20 protein-coding genes are annotated in these 21,845 nt (G+C 43.2%); 10 read left to right on the forward strand and 10 right to left on the reverse strand.

Annotation, left to right across the window (positions count from 1 at the left end; translation table 11 throughout):
• Positions 1-139 precede the first annotated feature (139 nt).
• From FJQ87_RS11655 to FJQ87_RS11665, 3 genes are all read left to right on the forward strand, one after another.
• Positions 140-1,960, forward strand: a complete 1,821-nt coding sequence (locus tag FJQ87_RS11655) for a PhnD/SsuA/transferrin family substrate-binding protein (protein WP_240778701.1) — start codon at positions 140-142, stop codon at positions 1,958-1,960.
• Positions 1,957-2,598, forward strand: a complete 642-nt coding sequence (locus FJQ87_RS11660) for a response regulator (RefSeq protein WP_140932772.1) — start codon at positions 1,957-1,959, stop codon at positions 2,596-2,598. Before FJQ87_RS11655 ends, FJQ87_RS11660 begins: the two co-directional genes overlap by 4 nt.
• Before the next feature lie 110 nt (positions 2,599-2,708).
• Positions 2,709-4,028: a sodium:proton antiporter gene (locus FJQ87_RS11665; RefSeq protein WP_140932773.1), complete on the forward strand. Its 1,320-nt coding sequence runs from the start codon at positions 2,709-2,711 to the stop codon at positions 4,026-4,028.
• A 129-nt stretch (positions 4,029-4,157) separates the two neighbouring features.
• On the opposite strand, the gene FJQ87_RS11670 is transcribed toward FJQ87_RS11665, so the two are convergent.
• The 5 genes from FJQ87_RS11670 to FJQ87_RS11690 all read right to left on the reverse strand — a co-directional run bounded on the left by FJQ87_RS11670 (position 4,158) and on the right by FJQ87_RS11690 (position 10,355).
• Positions 4,158-5,147, reverse strand: coding sequence for a TIM44-like domain-containing protein (locus tag FJQ87_RS11670; protein ID WP_140932774.1), 990 nt, complete (start codon positions 5,145-5,147; stop codon positions 4,158-4,160).
• A 160-nt stretch (positions 5,148-5,307) separates the two neighbouring features.
• Positions 5,308-6,135 carry a CLCA_X family protein gene (locus tag FJQ87_RS11675; RefSeq protein WP_168195184.1) on the reverse strand — a complete coding sequence of 276 codons (828 nt, stop codon included), beginning with the start codon at positions 6,133-6,135 and terminating at the stop codon, positions 5,308-5,310.
• A 70-nt stretch (positions 6,136-6,205) separates the two neighbouring features.
• Positions 6,206-8,482 (reverse strand): acyl-CoA dehydrogenase, encoded by a 2,277-nt coding sequence (locus FJQ87_RS11680; RefSeq protein ID WP_140932775.1) that lies wholly within the window; start codon positions 8,480-8,482, stop codon positions 6,206-6,208.
• A 413-nt stretch (positions 8,483-8,895) separates the two neighbouring features.
• Positions 8,896-9,297, reverse strand: a complete 402-nt coding sequence (locus tag FJQ87_RS11685) for a DUF4156 domain-containing protein (RefSeq protein ID WP_140932776.1) — start codon at positions 9,295-9,297, stop codon at positions 8,896-8,898.
• Between the two features lie 59 nt (positions 9,298-9,356).
• Positions 9,357-10,355 (reverse strand): EAL domain-containing protein, encoded by a 999-nt coding sequence (locus FJQ87_RS11690; protein ID WP_140932777.1) that lies wholly within the window; start codon positions 10,353-10,355, stop codon positions 9,357-9,359.
• A gap of 102 nt (positions 10,356-10,457) precedes the next feature.
• On the opposite strand from FJQ87_RS11690, the gene FJQ87_RS11695 reads away from it, so the two are divergent.
• Positions 10,458-11,726 carry an IS4 family transposase gene (locus FJQ87_RS11695; RefSeq protein ID WP_140933972.1) on the forward strand — a complete coding sequence of 423 codons (1,269 nt, stop codon included), beginning with the start codon at positions 10,458-10,460 and terminating at the stop codon, positions 11,724-11,726.
• 8 nt (positions 11,727-11,734) lie between these two features.
• Here FJQ87_RS11695 and FJQ87_RS11700 read toward each other — a convergent pair whose 3' ends face one another.
• Positions 11,735-12,400 carry a GGDEF domain-containing protein gene (locus FJQ87_RS11700; RefSeq protein WP_168195185.1) on the reverse strand — a complete coding sequence of 222 codons (666 nt, stop codon included), beginning with the start codon at positions 12,398-12,400 and terminating at the stop codon, positions 11,735-11,737.
• 581 nt (positions 12,401-12,981) lie between these two features.
• Here FJQ87_RS11700 and FJQ87_RS11705 point away from each other — a divergent pair.
• The 6 genes from FJQ87_RS11705 to FJQ87_RS18975 all read left to right on the forward strand — a co-directional run bounded on the left by FJQ87_RS11705 (position 12,982) and on the right by FJQ87_RS18975 (position 18,695).
• Complete coding sequence (locus FJQ87_RS11705; RefSeq protein WP_240778705.1) at positions 12,982-14,370, forward strand: lytic polysaccharide monooxygenase; 1,389 nt, start codon at positions 12,982-12,984, stop codon at positions 14,368-14,370.
• A 571-nt stretch (positions 14,371-14,941) separates the two neighbouring features.
• A complete protein-coding gene (locus FJQ87_RS11710; protein ID WP_140932780.1) occupies positions 14,942-15,223 on the forward strand; it encodes a J domain-containing protein in 282 nt (93 codons plus the stop codon).
• 79 nt (positions 15,224-15,302) lie between these two features.
• Complete coding sequence (locus FJQ87_RS11715) at positions 15,303-15,803, forward strand: hypothetical protein (protein ID WP_140932781.1); 501 nt, start codon at positions 15,303-15,305, stop codon at positions 15,801-15,803.
• On the forward strand, positions 15,803-16,558 hold the full coding sequence (locus FJQ87_RS11720; RefSeq protein WP_140932782.1) for a hypothetical protein: 756 nt from the start codon (positions 15,803-15,805) through the stop codon (positions 16,556-16,558). The genes FJQ87_RS11715 and FJQ87_RS11720 overlap by 1 nt, the downstream gene beginning before the upstream one ends.
• An 8-nt stretch (positions 16,559-16,566) precedes the next feature.
• A complete protein-coding gene (locus FJQ87_RS11725; RefSeq protein ID WP_140932783.1) occupies positions 16,567-17,460 on the forward strand; it encodes a hypothetical protein in 894 nt (297 codons plus the stop codon).
• Between the two features lie 239 nt (positions 17,461-17,699).
• Positions 17,700-18,695, forward strand: coding sequence for a HAMP domain-containing sensor histidine kinase (locus FJQ87_RS18975; protein WP_140932784.1), 996 nt, complete (start codon positions 17,700-17,702; stop codon positions 18,693-18,695).
• A 56-nt stretch (positions 18,696-18,751) separates the two neighbouring features.
• Here FJQ87_RS18975 and FJQ87_RS11735 read toward each other — a convergent pair whose 3' ends face one another.
• From FJQ87_RS11735 to pyrD, 4 genes are all read right to left on the reverse strand, one after another.
• Positions 18,752-19,342, reverse strand: coding sequence for a HupE/UreJ family protein (locus FJQ87_RS11735; RefSeq protein ID WP_140932785.1), 591 nt, complete (start codon positions 19,340-19,342; stop codon positions 18,752-18,754).
• Positions 19,343-19,504: 162 nt separating this feature from the next.
• Entirely contained in the window at positions 19,505-19,960 is a 456-nt protein-coding gene (locus FJQ87_RS11740) for a YaiI/YqxD family protein (RefSeq protein WP_140932786.1), read from the reverse strand.
• A 124-nt stretch (positions 19,961-20,084) separates the two neighbouring features.
• The gene (locus tag FJQ87_RS11745; RefSeq protein ID WP_140932787.1) at positions 20,085-20,630 is read right to left on the reverse strand and encodes a cell division protein ZapC domain-containing protein; all 546 of its coding nucleotides are present in this window, start codon (positions 20,628-20,630) and stop codon (positions 20,085-20,087) included.
• Between the two features lie 187 nt (positions 20,631-20,817).
• Entirely contained in the window at positions 20,818-21,840 is a 1,023-nt protein-coding gene (pyrD, locus tag FJQ87_RS11750) for a quinone-dependent dihydroorotate dehydrogenase (RefSeq protein ID WP_140932788.1), read from the reverse strand.
• Between the last annotated feature and the right edge of the window lie 5 nt (positions 21,841-21,845).

Below are 21,845 nucleotides of genomic sequence, written 5' to 3' on the forward strand. Positions count from 1 at the left end.
CATCGACATTAATCAGTAGGATGACCCTCAGTATATAAGTGAAGCGTGATCTTACTCACTGAACGCACATATCACTGAGCTTTGCGCAACATTAGTCGGTGATAATAGCCACTGTTACCTTTTCTAAAGCGATATTGCCTTGTTGAATGTCTTTATCATAGGTTTTAGCCTGCTTGCATTGCTCTGGCCTTGCCAAATCAATGCGGCTTCCTATTCTCCGGATGCTATCCAGAGTCCGAGCCACTTTATTAAGCTGCGCGATACAAAGACCAATACTCACGCAACTATCCGTATCGGCGTGATGGCCTTTGCTGATCCCAGTAAAATCGAGCGGCGCTGGCAAGACACCGCCTTATGGCTTCAACAACAATTAGGCCAACCCATTGATATTATAGCGCTCACGCCGATGGAGCTAGATAACGCCATCACCAAAGCTAATATTGACTTTATCATAGGCAATGCCATGACGACTGTGGCCTATAAAAAAGACTATGGCACCAGTCATTTATTAACCTTAGTGAATAATTTAAGTAATAATCCAGAAAGGGCGATGGGGTCAGCTATCATCACCCGCGCTGATCACCCGCTTAATCATTGGAAAGAGTTAACCCAGCAACGAGTAATTTCGAGCGATCCGCGCGCCTTTGGCGGTTTTCAAATTTTTGCCGCTACCTTAGCTAGTCGCCATATGGATGTGTATCGCGACATTAAACAGTTGAAATTTGTTGGCTTTCCACAAGCAAAGCTGCTCGATAAATTACTGCAACATCAAGCCGACGTCGCCATTTTACCCGCTTGTATTCTAGAGTCTGCGATAAAGCGCGGCGCAATACCTCAAGGCGCGCTTAAGGTGCAATTGGTCCATGAGCAAACCGATATGGCTTGCCAAGTATCAACACCTTTATACCCAGATTATGCCCTGTCAAAACTTGGCGGCACCAGTCATCAACTAGCCACTCAAGTGGTACGGGCATTATTAGCCATAACGCCACAAGATAGCGCGGCGATTGTCGGCCAATATCAATATTGGGCCGCGCCGGTTAACGACAGTGAGGTGTTTCAGTTACGCCAGCAACTAGCCCAATGGCCGTTTGTTACCAATTGGCAGCGTTTAATGTATAGCGCCATCCCTTGGGTATTAGTTGCCATACTGGTGTTATTGCTTGGATACTTACATCACTTACGGGTCAAGCGCTTAGTAGTGCGCCGCACGTTAGCTCTGAGTAATGAAGTGGCCGAGCATCAATGTACGCAAGCTCGGTTATTAGATCAGCAGCAACAGTTCTACCGTGCCCAGCGGGTATTACTCACAGGAGAAATGGCCTCAGGCATTGCCCATGAACTGAAGCAGCCATTAGCTGGCATTCGTTATTTAGCCCAAGGCTGTGTTTATCGCCTAATAGACTCTCAGCCAGAGTTACAGCAACCGTTAACTAAAATCATTGCCCAGGTCGATAGGGCTCAAACGACCATTAATCGACTGCGAGCGTTTTGTCAGCAAAGCAGCCATTATCAGGCCTGCGATCTAGCGCACATCATAGATGATACCTTGCAACTCATGGCGCCGGACCTTAAGGGATGCCAGGTACACTGGCAGCGCCCTAGCGATGATTACCCGATAGTGGCTGATGCCAGTTTATTGCAACAGGTACTGGTTAACCTCATTCGTAATGCGCTGGATGCTATGCAGAGCCTTAAGTCGAGGCAGTTAACTATTGAGTGCCAACGCTTGGCAGATGAATACCAACTCTGCATCCGCGATATTGGTACAGGCTTGACATCCGCAGCCTTAGTTCGGCTATTTATGCCATTTGAAACCTCTAAAGCTCATGGTTTAGGCCTAGGGATGGTGATTTGTAAACGCATCATAGAAGAACATGGCGGCCAAATTATTGCCCATCAAGCTAACCCAGGCTTAGTCATCCTCATTCACTTACCCCATAAGGCTGCCGCGCTATGACCCCTTTATACCTAGTTGATGATGATCAAGATGTATTAGATTCATTAAGCTGGATGCTTGAAGGCATGGGATTCGCTAGCCAAAGTTTTACCTGCCCCGCAAACCTGCTTTCTGCCGTAGATATTCATGCGCCTGCGGTCATGCTGCTTGATATTCATATGCCGGGAATGGACGGCATGGCCTTACTGCAACACTTAGTAAAGCTGCAAAGTCCGATTCAAATCATCATGCTCACCGGCCATGGCAATATTGCTATGGCAGTGCAAAGCATGCGTGTTGGTGCGCTTGATTTTCTAGAAAAACCGGCGGACGGCGATAAGCTTAAACCTCTGTTACTTCAAGCCATGCAAGTCAGCGAGCAAGCGTATGCCGCGCACAATCAACACCAACTACTGCGCGCGCAACTCAATAGCCTAAGTCCCCGCGAGCACCAAGTGATGACCTTAGTGCTTGCGGGCAAAATGAATAAAGTCATTGCTAGCGAACTTGAACTAGCCCAACGTACCGTTGAGCTTCATAAGCAAAAATTACTGCAAAAAATGCAAGTAAGTAATGCCGCTGAACTAGCATGGCAGCTAGCTAAGCACCAACTAAGGGCTGAAGATCAATTGCTTGTAGCTGGGGAAGAACTCAAATGATGATAAAAAATTAACCAAACTTGCACTATTTTTGAGTGGTCTGAGGCCGATAGCCTACATTAAGATGTAATACTGTTTACGCCCGTTACTCTTACCCTTAAGGATACGGCATGTCTGTCTATCATATTTTGTGCTACTTTGGCGCTGCTGCAGTGCTGATGGCTTATCTCAATAGTAAATTAGGAAAATTCCAACCGACAATCGCCATCACAGCTGGCGCTATTATGTTGTCATTACTGTTGGTGTTCACTGGTCGATTCCATATCTTTGAATTCAAAGCCGTCGCCGCCCATGTCATTAATGAACTAGATTTTCAGCACTTTTTACTCGAAGGTATTCTTGGCTTTTTGTTATTTGCCGGTGCTATCAACATTAAGCTTACCAACCTTAAAGACCAAAAGTGGGAAATTACTGTGCTGGCGTTGTTCGCCACCTTAGTCTCTACTTTTTTTATTGGTTTTGTGTTTTATGGTTTTTGTCAGTTAATTGGCTTACCGCTGGCGCTCGTCTATTGCTTGTTGTTTGGCGCTCTGATAAGCCCTACCGACCCTATCGCTGTGCTTGCCATAGTCAAAAAGTTACAAGCGCCCGAGCGAATCTCAACCCAAATTGAAGGCGAATCGCTATTCAATGATGGCTTTGGCTTAGTCATATTTGTGACCCTATTTACTATTGCCTTTGGTGATATCACGCCAACAGTAAGTAGCGTCAGCTTGTTATTCCTGCAAGAAGCGCTTGGCGGAATTCTTTATGGCCTAGTGTTAGGCACTTTAGTGCATAAACTCATTTGTCATACTGCTGATCCTTCACTAGAGCAGCTATTAACCTTACTCATTCCCTCCGCAGGTTATGCCCTCGCCTCCTCGCTGGGTGTCTCAGGCCCACTGGCCATGGTCGTCACTGGCATCATTATCGGTAACTGGACTCGCAGCCAAGGCTTTAGCCCTAAGACCAGTGATAACTTAAATCACTTTTGGGAATTGATAGAAGAGTTCTTAAATTGCCTGTTATTCCTGTTGATAGGGTTATTAATGCTGACCTTTGCGTTTCACCGCGAAGACTGGTTGTTAATGGCTTTTGCTATCCCGTTAGTATTAGTTGGGCGCTATCTTAGTGTTCGTCTTTCTTACCTAGGTTTTAATCGCTTTCGCCGCTACAACCCTATGGCAGTTTCGATTTTAACTTGGGGCGGTTTACGCGGCGGTTTAGCCATCGCTATGGCTATGTCAGTGCCTGCTGGCATTATGGTGTTACCTGAAAAAAATATTGATGTTCGTGAGATCATGCTGGTGATGACTTACGCGGTCGTGGTGTTTTCTATCTTAGTGCAGGGCTCAACCATCACGCCGATGATCACTAAGGCTAAGCGCTTAGACGCCGAAAGTCACCAAGCAACATCAAGTGATAACGCGGGTGGGCGTGTTCAATGAGGAGTAAAACCAGACTCGTCATTAAGAGATTAGGTAACTGCTTTACTTAAATCATGATTTTCTCAATAAAAAAACGCAGCCTAGGCTGCGTTTTTTATTGCAAGTGAGTGAGTGACTCACTACGAATGTTTACTCAATACCCACAATCAACCATGGCTGACCGTCTTGAGTTAAGTCACGCTGTAAGTGCCAGATATCCTTGATATCTTGCGTTACACCTTGTGGTGACTCTTTAAACTGACCGTAGAAATACAAGCTAATTTGCGCGTGCTCATTGTTATAATCGGCACGAACAATCTCAGCATTCACTGACAACACTTGCGTGTAAAGTTCAGTTGGCTCATCCGCTCGAGCTGTCACTAATTCAGAGAAAATGTCAGCTGCGACATACTCTTCAATTTTAGTCAGATCATTGCTATTCCATGCCTGCTGCAAGGTTTCATAGTGACTGATAGCGCCTTTAACGAAAGCGGTACTGTCAAAACCTGCTGGCAGATTCATAGGCACATCGGCAGCATTAGCATCAACTTCAGCGCGGAACCATGGACGTGGCGCATCAGTTGCCCCATGAATAGGCGCAGCTTCAGGCGCGCTGTAAGCGTGCTGCTGAGGTTGTGGCTGTTGTGGCTGTTGATAAGCATTGTTTTGCGCTGGCGCTGAATTTGGCGTTGACGCCGCATAAGCTTCACGCTGATAACTGCCTTGGCTTGGCGCGGCTTTACTTTTGCGCAGCATCTTAAACAACATCACGGCGCCAAAGATCAATAAGGCAATGATGGCCATGTCCATCATTTGTAAGCCTTCAAATGCACCACCAGCAAATAAGGCGGCTAATAAACCACCGGCTAATAGGCCGCCCATTAATCCGCCAAACATGCCCTTCTTAGAAGAACCTGCAGTTTGCGCAGCATTTTGCTTAGCGGCAGCAGGCTGGCCAGCGGGAGTCGCTTGGCCTGGTTGTGGGCTAACAGTATCGGTTTTTTGCGGTTGCTGTTTGGCAGGCGCAGTTTTATAACTGCTACCAAATTTCTTACCACCACCAAATTTTTTGGCGTCGGCATAAGGAGATACCAGCACTACGGCGAGCATCAAGGGGATTAGGGCTAAAAGTTTTTTCATGTTTATCCTATAAATCAGAATGATAACTTTGCGCAAGTCAAGCCAGCATACTATTGGCCTAAGCGTGATCAAGTCAATGATCACTATTAATGAGTGTGCGCAATCAGGCTTAAATTAACCTGAGTTTTCAGGGTTTAAGTGATTAAGTTTACGCTTATGATTAAATACCTTGTTTAGATAAGGCGCGACCTAGCGGTTCAAAATAGGCAAGGAGTGCGCGAGTAATTGCTACTAAATGCTCATCATCAGGATAAACCCCGGCATCAACAAACTGCCCCTTGCGCGTACCGTTCACTAAATAAGGATTGGCGATCCGGTTATCAAACTCGAGCGCCGCTTCAAAGGCACGCGCCATCAATTCCGTTGGCTGCGAAAAATAATAGCGTCCTAAACGCTTATCTAATTGCTTGGAGCGCAGCACCAAGGATGATGGCTCTGCACCCTCTTGCATGACGATGGCAAATAAGGCTAATAGCCTGTCGTTCAGCGGATGCTCAAGACTTAGTAAATCTTGCTGCCAGCAATCACTGGCAAATGGCTGAACGGCTTGGTTACGCAGCGGTAAATCATAGGCTTTTGGGGCAATATAATGATCAAAACCATGCCAAAACTCATGGGCTAAGGCTCCAGCGCCTGCGTGTTTTGCCAAGGCTAGCTCTCGGCTTAAACTATTATAATGCGCCTGTACGCCTTGGCGGCCGCCACTGCCAAAGGCCAAACTTAAACTTTGGCGCAGCCCTATGGCCTTGGGCGGTAAATTAAGTAAGTAGGCAAGATCAGCAAAGGCATCAAAGATGATTGGCGCGGCTAGAGTTGCCTCATCTTTCGTCACCCAGCGCCCAAGCTTTAGCCTATCGAAACCAAACGTCTGCTGAATATCGGCAAACCCGACTATCTCCCCTTGACGAAAATCAGGACCACGCCGCCGGCAAGCTAAGCGGCTAAAAAAATTCTGGGTGCTGAATGCTTGAGGCGTTTTAGGAGACATAAAAAAAATGAGCCAACAAAAGTTGGCTCATTATATTCATCATATCACGCTACACAAGCCATGCCGCTATTTAGGCTGCTGCAGAGGCTTTATGCTCATGCGGGCTTAATAAATTTAAATCAAAATCAAATTCATCAACGCGAATTGCAAGTTCACGTTTGTGATTATAACTGATGAGCTGTTGATGCTCGGCGGCATTAATCACCCCAGAAGCTAATGCGGCATCTAATGTCTCAGAGAATCTCACCCCAGCTCTAATCGTCTTTTTACGCAGCGCAATCTTAACCCGCGCCAGTAAATCCAAGCATTCCATCTTCGCCAGATAAGCTTGCTCATTGATGTCATTACCATCCCCCGCTACAGGGCGAATGAGCTCGGTAAGCTGCGCTTTAATTTTGGTATTCATTTGCGCGGCTTCAGCTAACTCACGCACTAAATCATCAGAAATCTTAGGCATCTTAGCTGAGTAAGTTAAGGTGATGAACTTCATCAATTGGCGGGTTGGCGCCGATGGGAAGTTATCTAAGAAATCTAACATGGCCTTTTCTGCCTGCGCTAAAGACCAACGCGTAGCATAATGAAAATACGGCGCGGCTTCGGTGCGATTAGCATCCAGCACTTTGGTTTCGTAATAGCGAATGGAGGCCATCGCCGCATACAAGTAGCTCATGACGTCGCCAAGACGCGCTGACAGCATTTCAGCTTGTTTCAACTTGCCGCCTAATACCAGCAAAGAGAAATCGGCATACACAGCAAGCTTTGCGGCTAACTGATTAACGGCTTTTTCATAAGGGACCACTTCAGCTAAGCGCCTATCTTGCTTAGCCAAGAAAGGCAATAAACCGAGTTTAAAGGCGCGTAAACTATTACGAACACTATAACTGACAGTCTTAGTTAATATGCCATTAAAGGTGCTGTCGGCATCTGACGCCTCACTGTGAATAGCTTCTACCATACTTTGCAGATATGGATGACAGCGCATCACGCCTTGACCAAAAATCATCAAGTTACGGGTGAGAATGTTGGCGCCTTCCACAGTAATGGCAATAGGCTGAGCTACATAGCCTGAAGCCAAAGTATTTTGTGGCCCGCATTGTATGGCTTTACCCGCTTGGATATCCATGGCGGAATTAAGCACATCACGACCAATTTCTGTCATGTGATATTTAGCAATAGCCGTAACCACTGAAGGTTTCAGGCCTAAGCCCAAGCCTTCCGTAGTAAGCACACGCATAGATTCTTGCAGATAGGTTTTACCGGCAATATCAGCCAACTTTTGCTGAATACCTTCAAACTTACCAATGGATAAGCCAAATTGTTCACGCACGGCAGCATATTCAGCCGAGGACTTAAATGACGCCTGCGCCACACTGACGCCAAGCGCAGGTAACGAAATTCCGCGACCAGCCCCTAAGCAACTCACTAACATTTGCCAGCCACGACCGATGTTCTGCTGGCCACCAATAATAAAGTCCATTGGAATAAAGACGTTATCACCACGAGTAGTACCGTTGTAAAAACGTATTCCCATAGGGTCATGGCGATTACCTAATTGCACGCCTGGATGACTTTTGGGAATAAGTGCGCAAGTAATGCCTAAATCATGACTACTGCCTAGTAAACCGCTTGGGTCTTGTACCTTAAAAGCTAACCCCAGTACCGTCGCAATCGGGGCTAAAGTGATATAGCGCTTATCCCAAGTTACCGATAACCCTAAGGTTTTCTCGCCGTTATATTCACCATAAGTCACTATGCCGATATCAGGGATACCACCAGCATCAGAGCCAGCTTCTGGGCTAGTTAACGCAAAACATGGGATATCATCACCAATGGCAAGCTTAGGTAACCAGTAGTTACGCTGCGCCTCTGTGCCGTAGTGCATTAATAACTCACCAGGGCCTAAGGAGTTAGGCACCATAACGGTTACTGCCACTGCTGAACTTTTAGCGGCAATAGTTGCCACTATGGTGGAGTTAGCATATGGACTAAATGCTAAACCGCCATATTGCTTAGGAATGATTAGTGAGAAGAACTTATTAACTTTGAGAAAATTAAGTACATTCTCAGGTAAATGTTCACCACTTTGAATCGCAAAGTCATCCACTAATGCCAGCAGTTCCATCACTGGGCCATCGAGGAAGGCTTGCTCTGCCATGCTTAACTTGGCATCAGGAATGGCGCGCAGGGCTGAAAAATCAGGTTTACCTTGATAAATAGAACCTTCAAGCCAGACATCACCAGCATCTAGCGCTTCCTGCTCTGTGATAGAAATGCTGGGTAAAATTTTCCTTAATTGGGTGCGTAAACTCATATCCATTACTCGTCTGACCAGGGAACATACATTCATATTACGTCACAAGTACCGATTATGATCAACAAATTTAAACAAACGTTTGATTTATTTTTTACTTTACCAGTTCACCCGCAGCGCTATGCGAACTAAGAGCCCCGCCAAATAAAACTAATGCATTGATATAAATACTATTTACATCAAATTAAGGCATATCTAATACAAGATGTAACACAGGGCAGAGTAATACTGGTTTAGATTAAGCACGTGGGATCGGTAATATCGTATGGCTAGATTTAGGTGTGGCTGCGGCAAGAATTTACATGATAATGATTATTTGAGATTTAAAGATTGTGCTTGAATTAGCACCAGATGGATCACTTTGTAGAATACCAAGGGGAAAGGCTGACTTGGCATATTGCCAAGTCATAGTAGCAAAAACTTAAATGTTCGCTGCAGCTTGCACGTGTTTATTCAACGTCTGTAACCTTCTCTTCATCAAGAGTGGTAACTTCTGCGTCAGTGGACTCTTGCTCCATCAGCACCATTTGGCCACTACAGTCATAGGCATTAGCCATCATGGTCACTGACCCTAAGAAACCTAACGGTTGGTAAAGATATAAGGTATCGCCGCCTAATGCTGCGGTTTTAATGCGCATTTGGTTAAGTGTTCCCCACACCATGTTTTGATCGCTATGTAACCAGAAGTCATAAAAGTGACCTTCACTGCCAAGCACAGTATCAAGATACTGACATTCAGCAATACTATAGTGATTATCCCATATCACTTTGACATTATTAGAGTTTTCAGTTGGAAAAGTTATGCAACCCGTTAGCATTAACGGCAATAGTGCAGCAATTAGATATTTCATAGATGCCTCAGATTAAAAAATCAGCGCATCGTAGAACAAAAAACCTAGCACTCCAAGCCTCACTCTTTCAAACAGCGATCAAGATCATCAAACGCCATGGCACTTGCGGCTAAATTACGATTAGGTTTAGAGAACAAATAGCCTTGAAACTTACTGACTCCCATGTCTTTCAACCACTGATAATTATCACGGGTTTCTATTCCCTCAACGGTGAGGGTAAAGCCTAAGCTCGTCCCCAAGGTTAATAAAGCATTGATGAGACCAATCAAGGCATCCTGCTGATAATCCTTCCTCATAAAACTTGCATCTAGTTTCACTTCTTCAGGATGCAATCGCAAAATCAAATCTAAATTGGTAAAGCCAACCCCAAAATCATCAATCGATAAACGTACGCCAGTGGCTAAAATCGCTTGACATTGCTGCGCGGTAAAACAATTAGCTTGTTGCTCGGTAATTTCAAATAACAAGCCGCGGCGCTGACTTGGCGAGAGCTGACTCAAGCGTTGTAAATACTCCACTTGGCAAAAAGATGAGGGAAAAGCGTTAACCGAAAATTCAATGTCAGGTCTGAGTTTATGTTGCTCTAATACTTGCTCAAGTACCCAGATATCAAGCAAGTAAGCTTGATCTCGATTTTCAATTTCAGTTAATAAGGCCACATGATCAAACGGTAAGCCGTCTAAGCGCAGTAACGATTCAACACAAATAGCTTCGGAATTCACATCCCATTGCTGCTGAAAAACAAGATATAAGTGCTGTGTCCACTGCTGTTGACACTTAATAAAATCAAACAAAGCAAAGGTATTATCTATTTGCTTTTTTACCTGAGAGTCCAATTGGACGACTTGGCTTGAAAACTGCTTTTTACTAAGGTACATGCACATATTGGCATATTTTAATGAGTCATCGAAACTGAGTTGCTCTTGGTTATCAACGCAACCAATACTCATGCTTAGGGTTTCGCTCAGGCCGCCAATAGTATATCTATGCTGCTGGCGGTTAAATGCCTCCAGTTTACAGATAAGTTGCAATGGATCACGGTTATTAACCACCATCATAGACAGGATCTTAAGAGTTAACGCTTTTATTTAGATAGAAAAATGGCCTTATTTGTGATCTGATAATTGTCGCCAAACAAACCATCAAACACAAAAAGGCCAGTGTTGATTATCTCTCTTAAAAAGCAGTTTATGCAATTCTTTAGCGCTCACTTTCTTCAAAAAACGGCAAAAAATATTGGCCTCATGAAACGATGTCGAGCGATTTTGCCCGAACAACTTGTACTCAGTCTGATTTCGGCGCTCAGTAAGGGGAATTGTACTTCAATTGCCGATCTGCTCAGGCAGTTCAACGGGATGTGTCTGACCGAAATGGATAATGTGGCTTACAAACCTTTTCACAATCAGCTCAGAAAAGAAGCTTTTCCTCTATTCATGCGTCAGTTAGTACAGTTTGCTATCGCACAATTTGCCCGGCAGCAATGTGCTCAATTACCCGATAAGATGTCTTGTTTTAATGATGTGTTGCTCCAAGATGGTAGTTCTTTTCACGTTCATAGGCAGTTGGCATCTGTTTATCCAAGCCGCTTTAAGCGTAACCCTGCAGCGATAGAGTGCCATATGACCATGTCTCTCAAAACCTTTAGTCCTACTGCAATGACGATTAGTGCCGACACGGCTTCGGAGAGAGATTATCTTCCTAAACCAGCAACGATGGACAACAAATTGCTGCTAGCAGATGCAGGTTACCCAGACTTTGATTACTTTGCCGAGCTTGAGCGGCATGGAGGGTTCTACATTTTTCGGGGAGCCAAATCCCTCAACCCGACGGTCATCGAAGCGAGGAACTGTAAAGGTCGAACACTGACTAAGTTGGCAGGCAAAAAACTCAAAGAGATTACGCGCCGCACCAATCGGACAGAGGTGCTTGATTTGGCGGTTTGTAGAGGCAATCAGACATTTCGGGTAATAAGACGCTGGTTTGCCGAAGAACAACGATTTTGCATTTGGCTTACTAATCTGCCACGAGAAACCTACTCTGCAGATGATATTATGGCAATTTATCGCTGTCGCTGGCAGATAGAGCTGATGTTTAAAGAGTTGAAATCTCATACTAACTGGCAGCGATTTGCTACAGCACAAAAAGCCATCGTTGATGGCTTAGTCTGGGCCAGTTTATTGGCATTGTGCATTAGACGCAGTACGGCACTGCAGATAATGCCTTCAGTTTCGTTATTCAAGGCTGCAAAGAATGTTGATGTGTGGCTGCTGCCCATATTTGAGTGCATTAGCCACAAATCATGGTCAGAAATAATAGATAAGATTGATTGGGCGATCCGTTATATAACGAAGAACGCCCCAAAAGCACAACAGAGAAAATCTAAGAAAGACATAACGTTAGATGGAATTTATGAACAGCTTAATGCTTAAGGTTCAGTCTATGTAACCACCATAAACTCATCACCGGACAACCTAAACACATATTCTTCATTAAAATCGGATTGTAATTGCTTAGATACCTGCTGCAATAATTTATCACCAAACTGATGGCCGTACTTATCGTTATAAAATTTAAATTGATTAATATTAATAAACGCCATCGAATAATGGCTATTCACTATGATTTGCTGCAATTTGTTAAGACCGTTACGATTCCAAAGTCCGGTAAGACTATCGCGCAGTGACGCCATTTTAAGCTTATTAAGGTCTTGGTGTAACCTAAGATAATTAGCACGGATCACTAAATAAAATGTTTCACCTTGGCTAATCACTTTATCAATAAATGACAATTCTTTAATGATGCGGCCATCTTTAGTGCGATTGTAAAGATAACCGCTCCAATGACCATTGAGTTGCAGACTCGAATACAAATCGCGGAACGTTTTTATACTGGTCTTTTGACTTCGAAATACGCGCGGGTTTTGACCTATGATTTGCTTGGCACTGTAGCCAGTATTAACTTCAACCTGCTGATTGACATATACTATCTTAAAATCACTATTAACGACTAACACCCCATAAGGTGCATTAGCCAATGCCCGAGAGACTTGGACATTCACTGCTAATTCACTTTCTATATATTGACTGTTTACAGGTAAATTCAAAAGGTCTCCAGCCAATGCTAGTTTCAATTATGCAGTAGCGGTACAATACCATAATCGAGATACTCATGCTTAAATGAAACTAAGAGCGTGACCCTAGGTCGAAGTTATTAATTGCGAAATTTATAATTTCACATTATAAAATTCACCAGATAACATCACTTTGATTAACTACTGACAATTACCAATGTTCTCTCCCCTAGTAACCTCTGAGTTATCACTCATAGACTCATCTAATCGCTAATTGCTGCTCTCATTTAACTGCGACGCCATCAATTAACGTGATGCAGCTCAAGTTATTAAGTTGCTAAAACCCCCTAACAGCACTACGCCTTAATACCAACGAAGCCACACTTAAACCACCACTTTTTAGTAAATCACTGTTAAAAATACAAATGCATCAGTTTGCATCACCGAAAAGTGTGACAACTTGTATCACCAACTCACCACCTGTCACGTAACACGCTGACACCAAAGTAAAAAACACCATTTCTTGATTTAAATCAATAAATTTGCATGTCATCAAAATGAAATATTACATTAGTAGTCTCAAATTTTGATTTAAGATATTTAAAGGTAAATTCTTGAAAAAACTATTATTAATCTCAAGCATAACAATGCTGAGTGCGTCTTTTCATTCGCAAGTGTCAGCCCATGGCTGGGTTGAGTTTCCTGCGGCGCGCCAAGTCATATGTTCGCAAGACGGTGGGCACTGGTCAAATAATGGCCAAGACATTCCTAACCAAGCCTGTAAAGCGGCTTATGACATCTCTGGAACATACCCTTTTGTGCAAATCAATGAATTTGCAGCGTTAACCAAAGATTATCGTGATATTGAAGCGGTTAAACGTCAAGTACCTAATGGCGAGCTGTGCTCTGCTGGTGCTAGCGCTAAATTGGGTATGAGCAATCCTTCAAGCGAATGGCAAAAAACTAAGATTAAGCTTGATAGCAATAATCAAATTTTATTGACCTTCCATGCTTCTGCGCCCCACAACCCGTCATTTTGGGAGTTTTATTTAACTAAACCTGATTACGACCCAAGCCAAGCATTGACGTGGGATGATTTGGAACTGGTCGACACCGAAGGCAATGTGGCGGTTAGCGATGATCGTAAATATCGCATCAAGGTGACTTTACCTGCAGATCGTAAAGGCGACGCCATTTTATACACTCGTTGGCAGCGTGATGACCCAGCCGGTGAAGGCTTCTATAACTGTAGTGATATTAACTTTAGTGCCAATGGTACTGATGGTAACGGTGGCGATATTGTCGACCCAGAAGATCCAACATTCAATGAGCTAGGTTATTACTTGCCACAAGGCTACCCAACGCCAAATGTTGATGATTATGTGAGTTTCCGTGGCTTTAATAATAATGGCCAAGAGCAACTAGAAGAGCGCTTATTAATTACTGCCAACAATCAAGATAACTGGCCGGAATTATTAGCCCTGAAAGTCAACGATAAGCATAAAAATAAATGGTTTATCGGCGTTTGGCATGCAGAAATGCAGCACTATATGTACGACCGCCAGCAGCCTTATGCTAACAAGGTATGGAATAACGACAGCAAAGCAAGTTATGCCTTAAGTATCGTCCATGCTGAGCCGCCAATTGATCCACCAACGCCGCCACAACCAGGTGATAACTGGAATAAAGATACCACCTATAACGATGGTGATACTGCCATTCATTTAGGTAAACATTGGCAAGCCCATTGGTGGACTAAAGGCGATGAACCAGGCACTACCGGTGAATGGGGTGTATGGCGTGAAATCAACGGCACTACTCCGCCTTTACCACCTGAGCCACCAGTTCCTCCAGTCACAGGTGACGAGTGGAAGGTGGAAGCGACTTACTCTGAAGGCCAACAAGTGACCCACAATCAAGTACTGTGGCAAGCCCATTGGTGGACTAAAGGCGAAGAGCCTGGCACTACCGGCGAATGGGGGGTGTGGCGCGCGGTTAAATAACCCCCCACTCACTTAACTCGCACTTAGCAGGAATACAGGCGTTAACTTGTATCCTGCTAAGTTTATTCAAAACCAGCGAGTTCTATATCAAGCAACTCGTTTTACTCCCCATTACCCCTCGCTTAGCAACACAGTTCGAATGAGAACACCTACAGATTCATCAGTGAGCTTGACCCACCATGTCATACGCACTAAGCGCATAATCGCCAACATCAAATGGCTCTTTTACATCAGCATTTTTAAGTGTTCCGTTTTAATCTATCGGTTGTTAACACCAAGGATTAGTGCCAAACATATCCGGCTTAAGTTTGCGGCAATCAGCGCTTATCTGGTATTATCACTCGGTTGCGTTACATGCTAGTGGCCTTGCTTACTGCGCTGAACACTAGCCGCACATAAGAGCATTAACTCTCGATTAGACAATCAGGCAGCAACGCCAATACTCGCAATAGCATGACGTTCAATAGCACCTTGATTGATGGGCATGATTAATCATCACCGATCTAAGTGTTAACCCCGTCGTTCTAACTACGAGCAACGCAACTTTTACTACTTGCCTACAGGTATCACTATGATCAACCACTTTAGCGTATTGGGGATCAAACCCTCTGCCAAAGACGATGACATTAAAAAAGCCTATAAACGGCTCTCCAATAAATACCATCCAGATAAACTCATCAGTGCCAGTGAAGATGAAAAGCAACTGGCAGTAGCGGCTTTGCACCGCGTACAGAAAGCCTATGATGTGCTGTCAGATCCTAAGCAACGCAGCGCCTTTATTCGCGATTTCAATAACGTCATTGTCACTGACCCAAGCGCGGCCATGCGTGAGATCTGGGACGGTTTTTATTAACCTTGATTGACCACTTGGCTTAACACAAGTTGGCTTATTTAAGTCATCTTGCATTTAGATAACTTCACCTGAGTTTGTTATGGCAACTACATTAAATATGGCTCGTGTTAACGAGCTTAAAGATAACGCATACGACAACATTGAATCGTATAGCGATCCAGAAACCCCAGAAGCACTGGCTCAATTTTCGAAGCAAATTAAGCAGATATTATTAGCTGATCCAGCTATGTTAGATTCTGTACCAGAATATTTACCGGTCGCCTTGTTCAATCAAGTGAAATTTCCAGCCGAAGCTAAATTGCAATGGGCTTACTGGATTGAACACAGCATTTTGCCGACTTGGGATGAGTTTAAAACCAGTATTGCCTTTAATAACGTTGACTTACCTTTAGTGTTAGCGGTTAAAGACTATAGCGTCAGTTTATTAGTTGAAAGCTGCGCTGTGCTGTATTTATTGGCTCATGAACCAAAAGTAGCAGCACCTGCGCCTGTCGCTGATGATCATGACGATGATGATGACGATTACAACGAGCGTGATGAAGAAGGTTATTACGATTTCTATGATGATGAGGAGCGTTAATGAATAGTCTGATTGCAATTACCGTCGCCGAGATCAAAGAACTTGCTGATGTCGAGCCAAGACAAGCTAGCAAGCGATTTGAGATTATTGCCAATACCATGAATGACGAGCAATTAGTCGAAGTCATTGAAAATATGGATATTGTTACACTGACGCAAATCAATAGTCATCATGATATTTCATGCCCATCTATCATGTCGGAATTGATGAGCCCAGAACAGATTCGTGACATAGTGTGTCAGCAACCTTTGTATTGGGAAGAGCAAATTAAGTCCAATGCAGAAGAACTGATCCAACATACGTTTGATTTTTTAACATACTTGATCCGCATTCAAGAAAGTGAAGAAAAACAAACAGCGATTTTAGAGTGCATCGCTGAAGATCCTGCGGGGCTATTCTATCTATCGATTCCCTTCATTGAGCTGGTATTAGCGCCAAGCAGTGATGATGACGCACCAATTATTGATGTATTTGATGATGAAGATGATGGTGAAACCGTAGGTTACTCAGACCGTTCGGAATCCGAAGAAGCTTTTAGCCTAAGCATCGATGATCCGCGCAGCTTACTCGCACTTATCCGCGAGCTTGCGCCAGATGTTGAAAAAGCCATTAAGAACTTACTGCGCAATGAAAGTTCTAGCTGGCAAAATATCATCAACAAATTTGTCAGTGAATTGGTTTTACAAGCGAAAGAGAAAAACCAGGTGACCGACGAATTCGCTGAAGTTGACGATATGTTCAGCTTTTTAGATTAAGGATTAGTATGCAACTGGTATTACGCGATCCTAATCAAGGGCCATTTTTATCTAAAGTTATCGCCTACGGCCGAGACGAACAATTACTGTCAGATGAAGAGTTAGCGCAAATCAAAGCCAAGGCTATGTTGATGAGCCTAAAATTGGCCGACAAGTTCTATAACAAATACAAAATGCATTTGTTAGAACAAGCAGCATTTGACGTCATTGGCGTCGTGAGCCTTGGCCTAATAGCGCTGACCGAGCGCAATGAGTCTCGAGCTTTGAGCTTGCTGCAACAAAATGATGGCGTGGTGAAATCCTTCCAGAAAGGTTGGAGCATGCTAACGGTTGTAAGCCAGTTTAAACAAAATGGTAAATCCATCTATGGCGACGTCGACAAAAATCTGATGGAACAAGTTTCTTGCCCACCCGATAGTGACGAATGGCAAGGTTGGCAAAGTTATCAAGATGCGCTGAGCGATCATCAAAGACAGCAAGCTATTGCGGTTTTACGGCAGCATTTTTACCATATTGGCAGCTATGACCCGTTAGAGTGTTTAAATCTTGAAGGCGTATTAGCAGAAGCTGTGTTATACCGTATTTGCTTTGGTGATATCAAAGTCAGAGAAGACCTCAAACGCAAAATCGGCCAAATTGAACTTAATCCAGCATGGTTTGCTGAAGATTATATTCAAGTGGCTACCGACAAAGCCTTAGCCTTGTTGCCTGCTGAATCGGTTGCCATTATCAAGGCTGATTTAGGTAAGCATTTCAATGCCGGAATTTTGCGCACCCTGCAATTTGCACAGCATTATCGAACGCTATTATTAGCGGATGCTAGTCCAGAAAAACTCGAGCGGTTTGAGTATAAAGAAGGATTGCATGGGCTGTTAGGTTGGCCAGTCTATTTGCAATTCTAACGCTTATCATCAGCCTAGTTAGCACTAGGCTGATGCTTCTAGACACTAATCATTTATCTTCCTGTTTTGCATTCACCCGCGTCAGTTATTTACGGTGAAACCGTCAACCACAACTAAATCGCCGGATTGTTCATCTAAACCATCACCTTAGTCTAAACTTAATAGGTATTTGCTCGCCTAGCATAAAACAAGATTTCAAACTTCATGGATGTGTATATTAACACTAAGGATTAGTCTGCATGCCTAGCCGTTTATTCTACCGCCTTGCGCTGCTGCTCATCATCGAGTTATCTGCAGCCTTGTTATGGATTGGGTTAGCGTGGCCTATAGACGGGTTAGTCGTTATTTTATTGTTACTTGTGAGCATTCAGTACTTATGCATGCGCAGCTCGACTAAAAAAGGGGCAACCAACACTAATCAGTTGATGCCGGATAAGAGTCATTCATTGGCTATACAGCAACCACCTTTGCCTCAACCATCATTAATCAGCATCATAGATAAAGCAGTACATGAAATTAATACTCCTTTAGGGACAAGTCTAATTACTGTGACTCACTGCCAAGACGCTCTTGAACATTTAGAAAAAATCATCACGACTAATGAACACAACCTCAATGAAATTACTGACTACATAAGTGAAAATAAACAATCTTTGGCCTTAATGCATAACAATTTGTTGCGGTTAAATGATTTGATAAAGAACTTTCATACTGTCAGTCATAATCATGACACTCTGCATGCCGAACGCATTCATATTGCTAGTCATATCGAGCAAATTGTCAGCGATATGCGCCCACAAATTGGTATGCATAGCATTAATGTCGATTGTGATCAGCAAGTTTGGTTCAGCTTAAGCCCAACGATATTGTATAACATCATCAATAACTTACTTCTTAATGCGTCGAGACACGCGTTTGATGATGGCACGCTCGGTAATATCTTGCTGGCCGTTAGTATCGATGAAGAACAACAGTTAACTATTCTTTGCCAAGATAATGGCTTAGGTATGACAGATGAGATTAAATCGCAAATATTTACCCCTTTCTTTACCACTAAACAAGGTTTAGGAGGGTCTGGATTGGGCTTAGCCATAGTTCATGGTGCACTCATGTCGATTCACGGCACCATACGCTGCGAAAGTCAGCCGTATCAAGGCTCGAAATTTATTATTAAAATTCCAAGCCTAGAAACTCATGCGCGCGATTTTACATTAGTTAGACAGCAAGTGTCTTAAATCTCCCGACTAAGCGATTAAAGTTTTAGATGGTGATAATCTAGGCAACCTCTCAATTAATAACTCATGATTAAGATGATGCCAGCAAACAAAATAATGCCACCGACTCGCACCCGAATATGCTTGGACGACTTTTGCATAAAGAATTGCGCCGATAATTCACCACTAAGATTAAGAATAAGACCCGTTAATACTATGCCTGCAAGGTAAAACTCAAGTTCACCGCTATTAGCCAAGACCCTGCCATAACTATAACCATGACTCAATGCAAAGAAGCCTACTATGCCGGCTGCCACTAAGGTAGAAAACCTCGTACCATCGCAAATTAAAATGCCCATGACCACCACAGATAACAAGATCCCAGCATTGGCCATCGCCAGTGATAAATGGGTGTAAGAGAGGAAGGTGCCTATGACCATAAGGCCAGTAAAGGTTAGAGGTACAAACCAAAGCGCCCGCCCGCCAAGCTGCGCCGACCAAATCCCCACAGCTAGCATCATCAATATTGTGGCAATAACAGTGGAGGATATAGACGTACTATGAGCAACAAATTGCCAACCATCGGTCACTACGGTTAAATAAGTGAGCGGGATCAGCGCCAATAATAATAAAGTACTAAGAACTTTCTTGGTCGAGGTTATGAGCATAGTTCACCCCATATCACTGTTATTTAAGAACAAAGTTTATACCTCCACCATACTCCCTTCACTCATAAATAAGTTGATCACCATCAAGAATTCGCTACAAATCACACACATATAAAATCAATACATTAACAGCATTAACCATGAATACACCTTGCTATTAGGTTATGGCTTATTTGCGTGCTGATGGAGATATTTATCTAACTGGCCGGCAAAAGCTTGCTTGTCTTTTTGATTGATGGCATCGGGTCCACCGCTTTGAATGCCACTAGCGCGCAAAGTATCGAAGAAATCACGCAGATTAAGGCGCTCACCAATATTGTCCCGTGTAAATAATTCACCGCGCGGGCTTAAAGCAAGCGCTTGTTTGGCAATAACATCGGCGGCAAGTGGGATATCACTGGTAATCACCAAGTCCTGAGGTTCACATAATTTGACGATTTCATTATCCGCCACATCAAACCCACTGGCGACACGGATAGTATGTAAGAAACGACTGGGAGGAATTTTTAGCATTTGGTTGGCAACAAAATACGTATTGATTTGCGACCGTTCAGCTGCGCGGTACAGCATCTCTTTAATCACTACCGGGCAAGCATCGGCATCAACCCAAATTGTCATAACGACCACCTTTTCATAGTTAAGGCCGTTATTATTAAAGATACATGCGCTTATGTAAACCTGTTAACCAGCTAAGTTCACACACCAAAATAAACACCACTAGCAAGCTGATAATTACGCCAACTTAAGCGGCATAAATATCACAATAACGCATTTCAACCATCATGGGATGAAGGCGATTATGCATCACTTTAATAACATCAAATCGGTGTAACACCTTCTGCTCAGATAATTCACAAGATTCATCAAGCAGCATGACAGAGGCGGCCTGTAAACTGGTATCCACGATTAATACTTTAGCGCGTATGTTAGTTGTAGTGACTAACTCAACGACTTTACCAACATCAGAAAATACGCATTGCTGACTTGCATTAAAAAACCATGATTTAGGCATTTGCGGAGTTAACAGATATTTAGCGGCAGTCCCATTCAAACCAATTTGCACAATAAGTGCATCAGTGAGTGATAACTGACGTTTCATGCTATCGATTAATTCAATGTAATATCTGGCTTGCGCCATAGTAAATGGCTGCAGGTATTTAGCATCAGGGATCAATTGCTTGATAGTGTAAGGTGTCAAAAATTCCATTTCTGCACCTAAATGAGCACTTAGAACTTGGTATTGATCGTTATATCCCCAAAGCCAATCCTGTTGCGGCAAGAATAACATAACGTAACCTATATCTTATGTTGTTTATATTTCAGCAAATAATAGTATGCTTTTTAAGCAATATCAAAATAAAATTGTCAAACTGTTATTGATGATCAACCTTATAAATAGATCGTTGTTAGCTTATCAAGCAACAACAACGATCTGGTTAGGATCATTATCACTGTGAGCAATAATTATACTTATATTACTTATTCTTTAAATACTGTTCTGTAATATCGTTAATTAACTGCGGTCCTTGATAGATAAAGCCTGAGTAAATTTGTACTAAACTGGCACCTGCATTAATTTTATCCATGCCATCTTTGCCTGAGTTAATACCACCAACGCCTATGATAGGCATATGTCCACTCAAATGGTTATGTAATTTGGCAATCACTTTTGTGGCTAATTCCGTTAATGGTTTGCCCGATAAACCACCGGTTTCATCGGCATTAAGTAAGCCACTCACGCCATCACGAGTTAAAGTGGTATTGGTCGCAATCGCGCCATCAAATTTGTTTTTGATCAAAGATTCAGCGATCTTTTCGATCTCTTCATCCGATAGATCGGGAGCGATCTTTAAAGCAATTGGTACATATTTTTTAAATTTTTTGCTTAATTCTATTTGTTTATCTTTTAAAGCTGAGAGTAGTTCATCTAATAACTCACCATACTGTAAAGTGCGAAGCCCCGGAGTATTCGGTGATGAAATATTGACCGCAATATAGTCAGAGTATTGATACACTCTTTCCATACAAATCAGATAATCGTCCTTACCCTGCTCGACTGGAGTATCTTTATTTTTACCAATATTAACCCCAACGACGATATCAGATTTCTTGGCTTTTAAGTTTTCGACTAGATTATCAACCCCTTTATTATTAAATCCCATGCGGTTAATAATGCCTTTAGCAGGCTTTAAGCGGAACAATCGCGGTAAATCATTACCTGGTTGCGGTCTTGGGGTCACAGTGCCGACTTCAATATGACCAAAGCCCATTGCAGCAAAAGCATCGATAGCCTCACCATCTTTGTCCATACCTGCCGCTAATCCGACTGGATTGCTAAAAGTAATACCCATACAGGTAACTGGCGCTGGTGCAATGTGCTGACGGTACAAAGCATCGAGTGGCGAGTTAACGGTAGTACGCAAACTCGTCATAGCCAAATGATGAGCACGTTCCGGATCCATTTGGAACATGATTTTTTGCGCTAATTTATAAAACATGACTT

This window comes from Shewanella sp. SNU WT4 (genome assembly GCF_006494715.1).
Classification (GTDB): Bacteria; Pseudomonadota; Gammaproteobacteria; order Enterobacterales; family Shewanellaceae; genus Shewanella.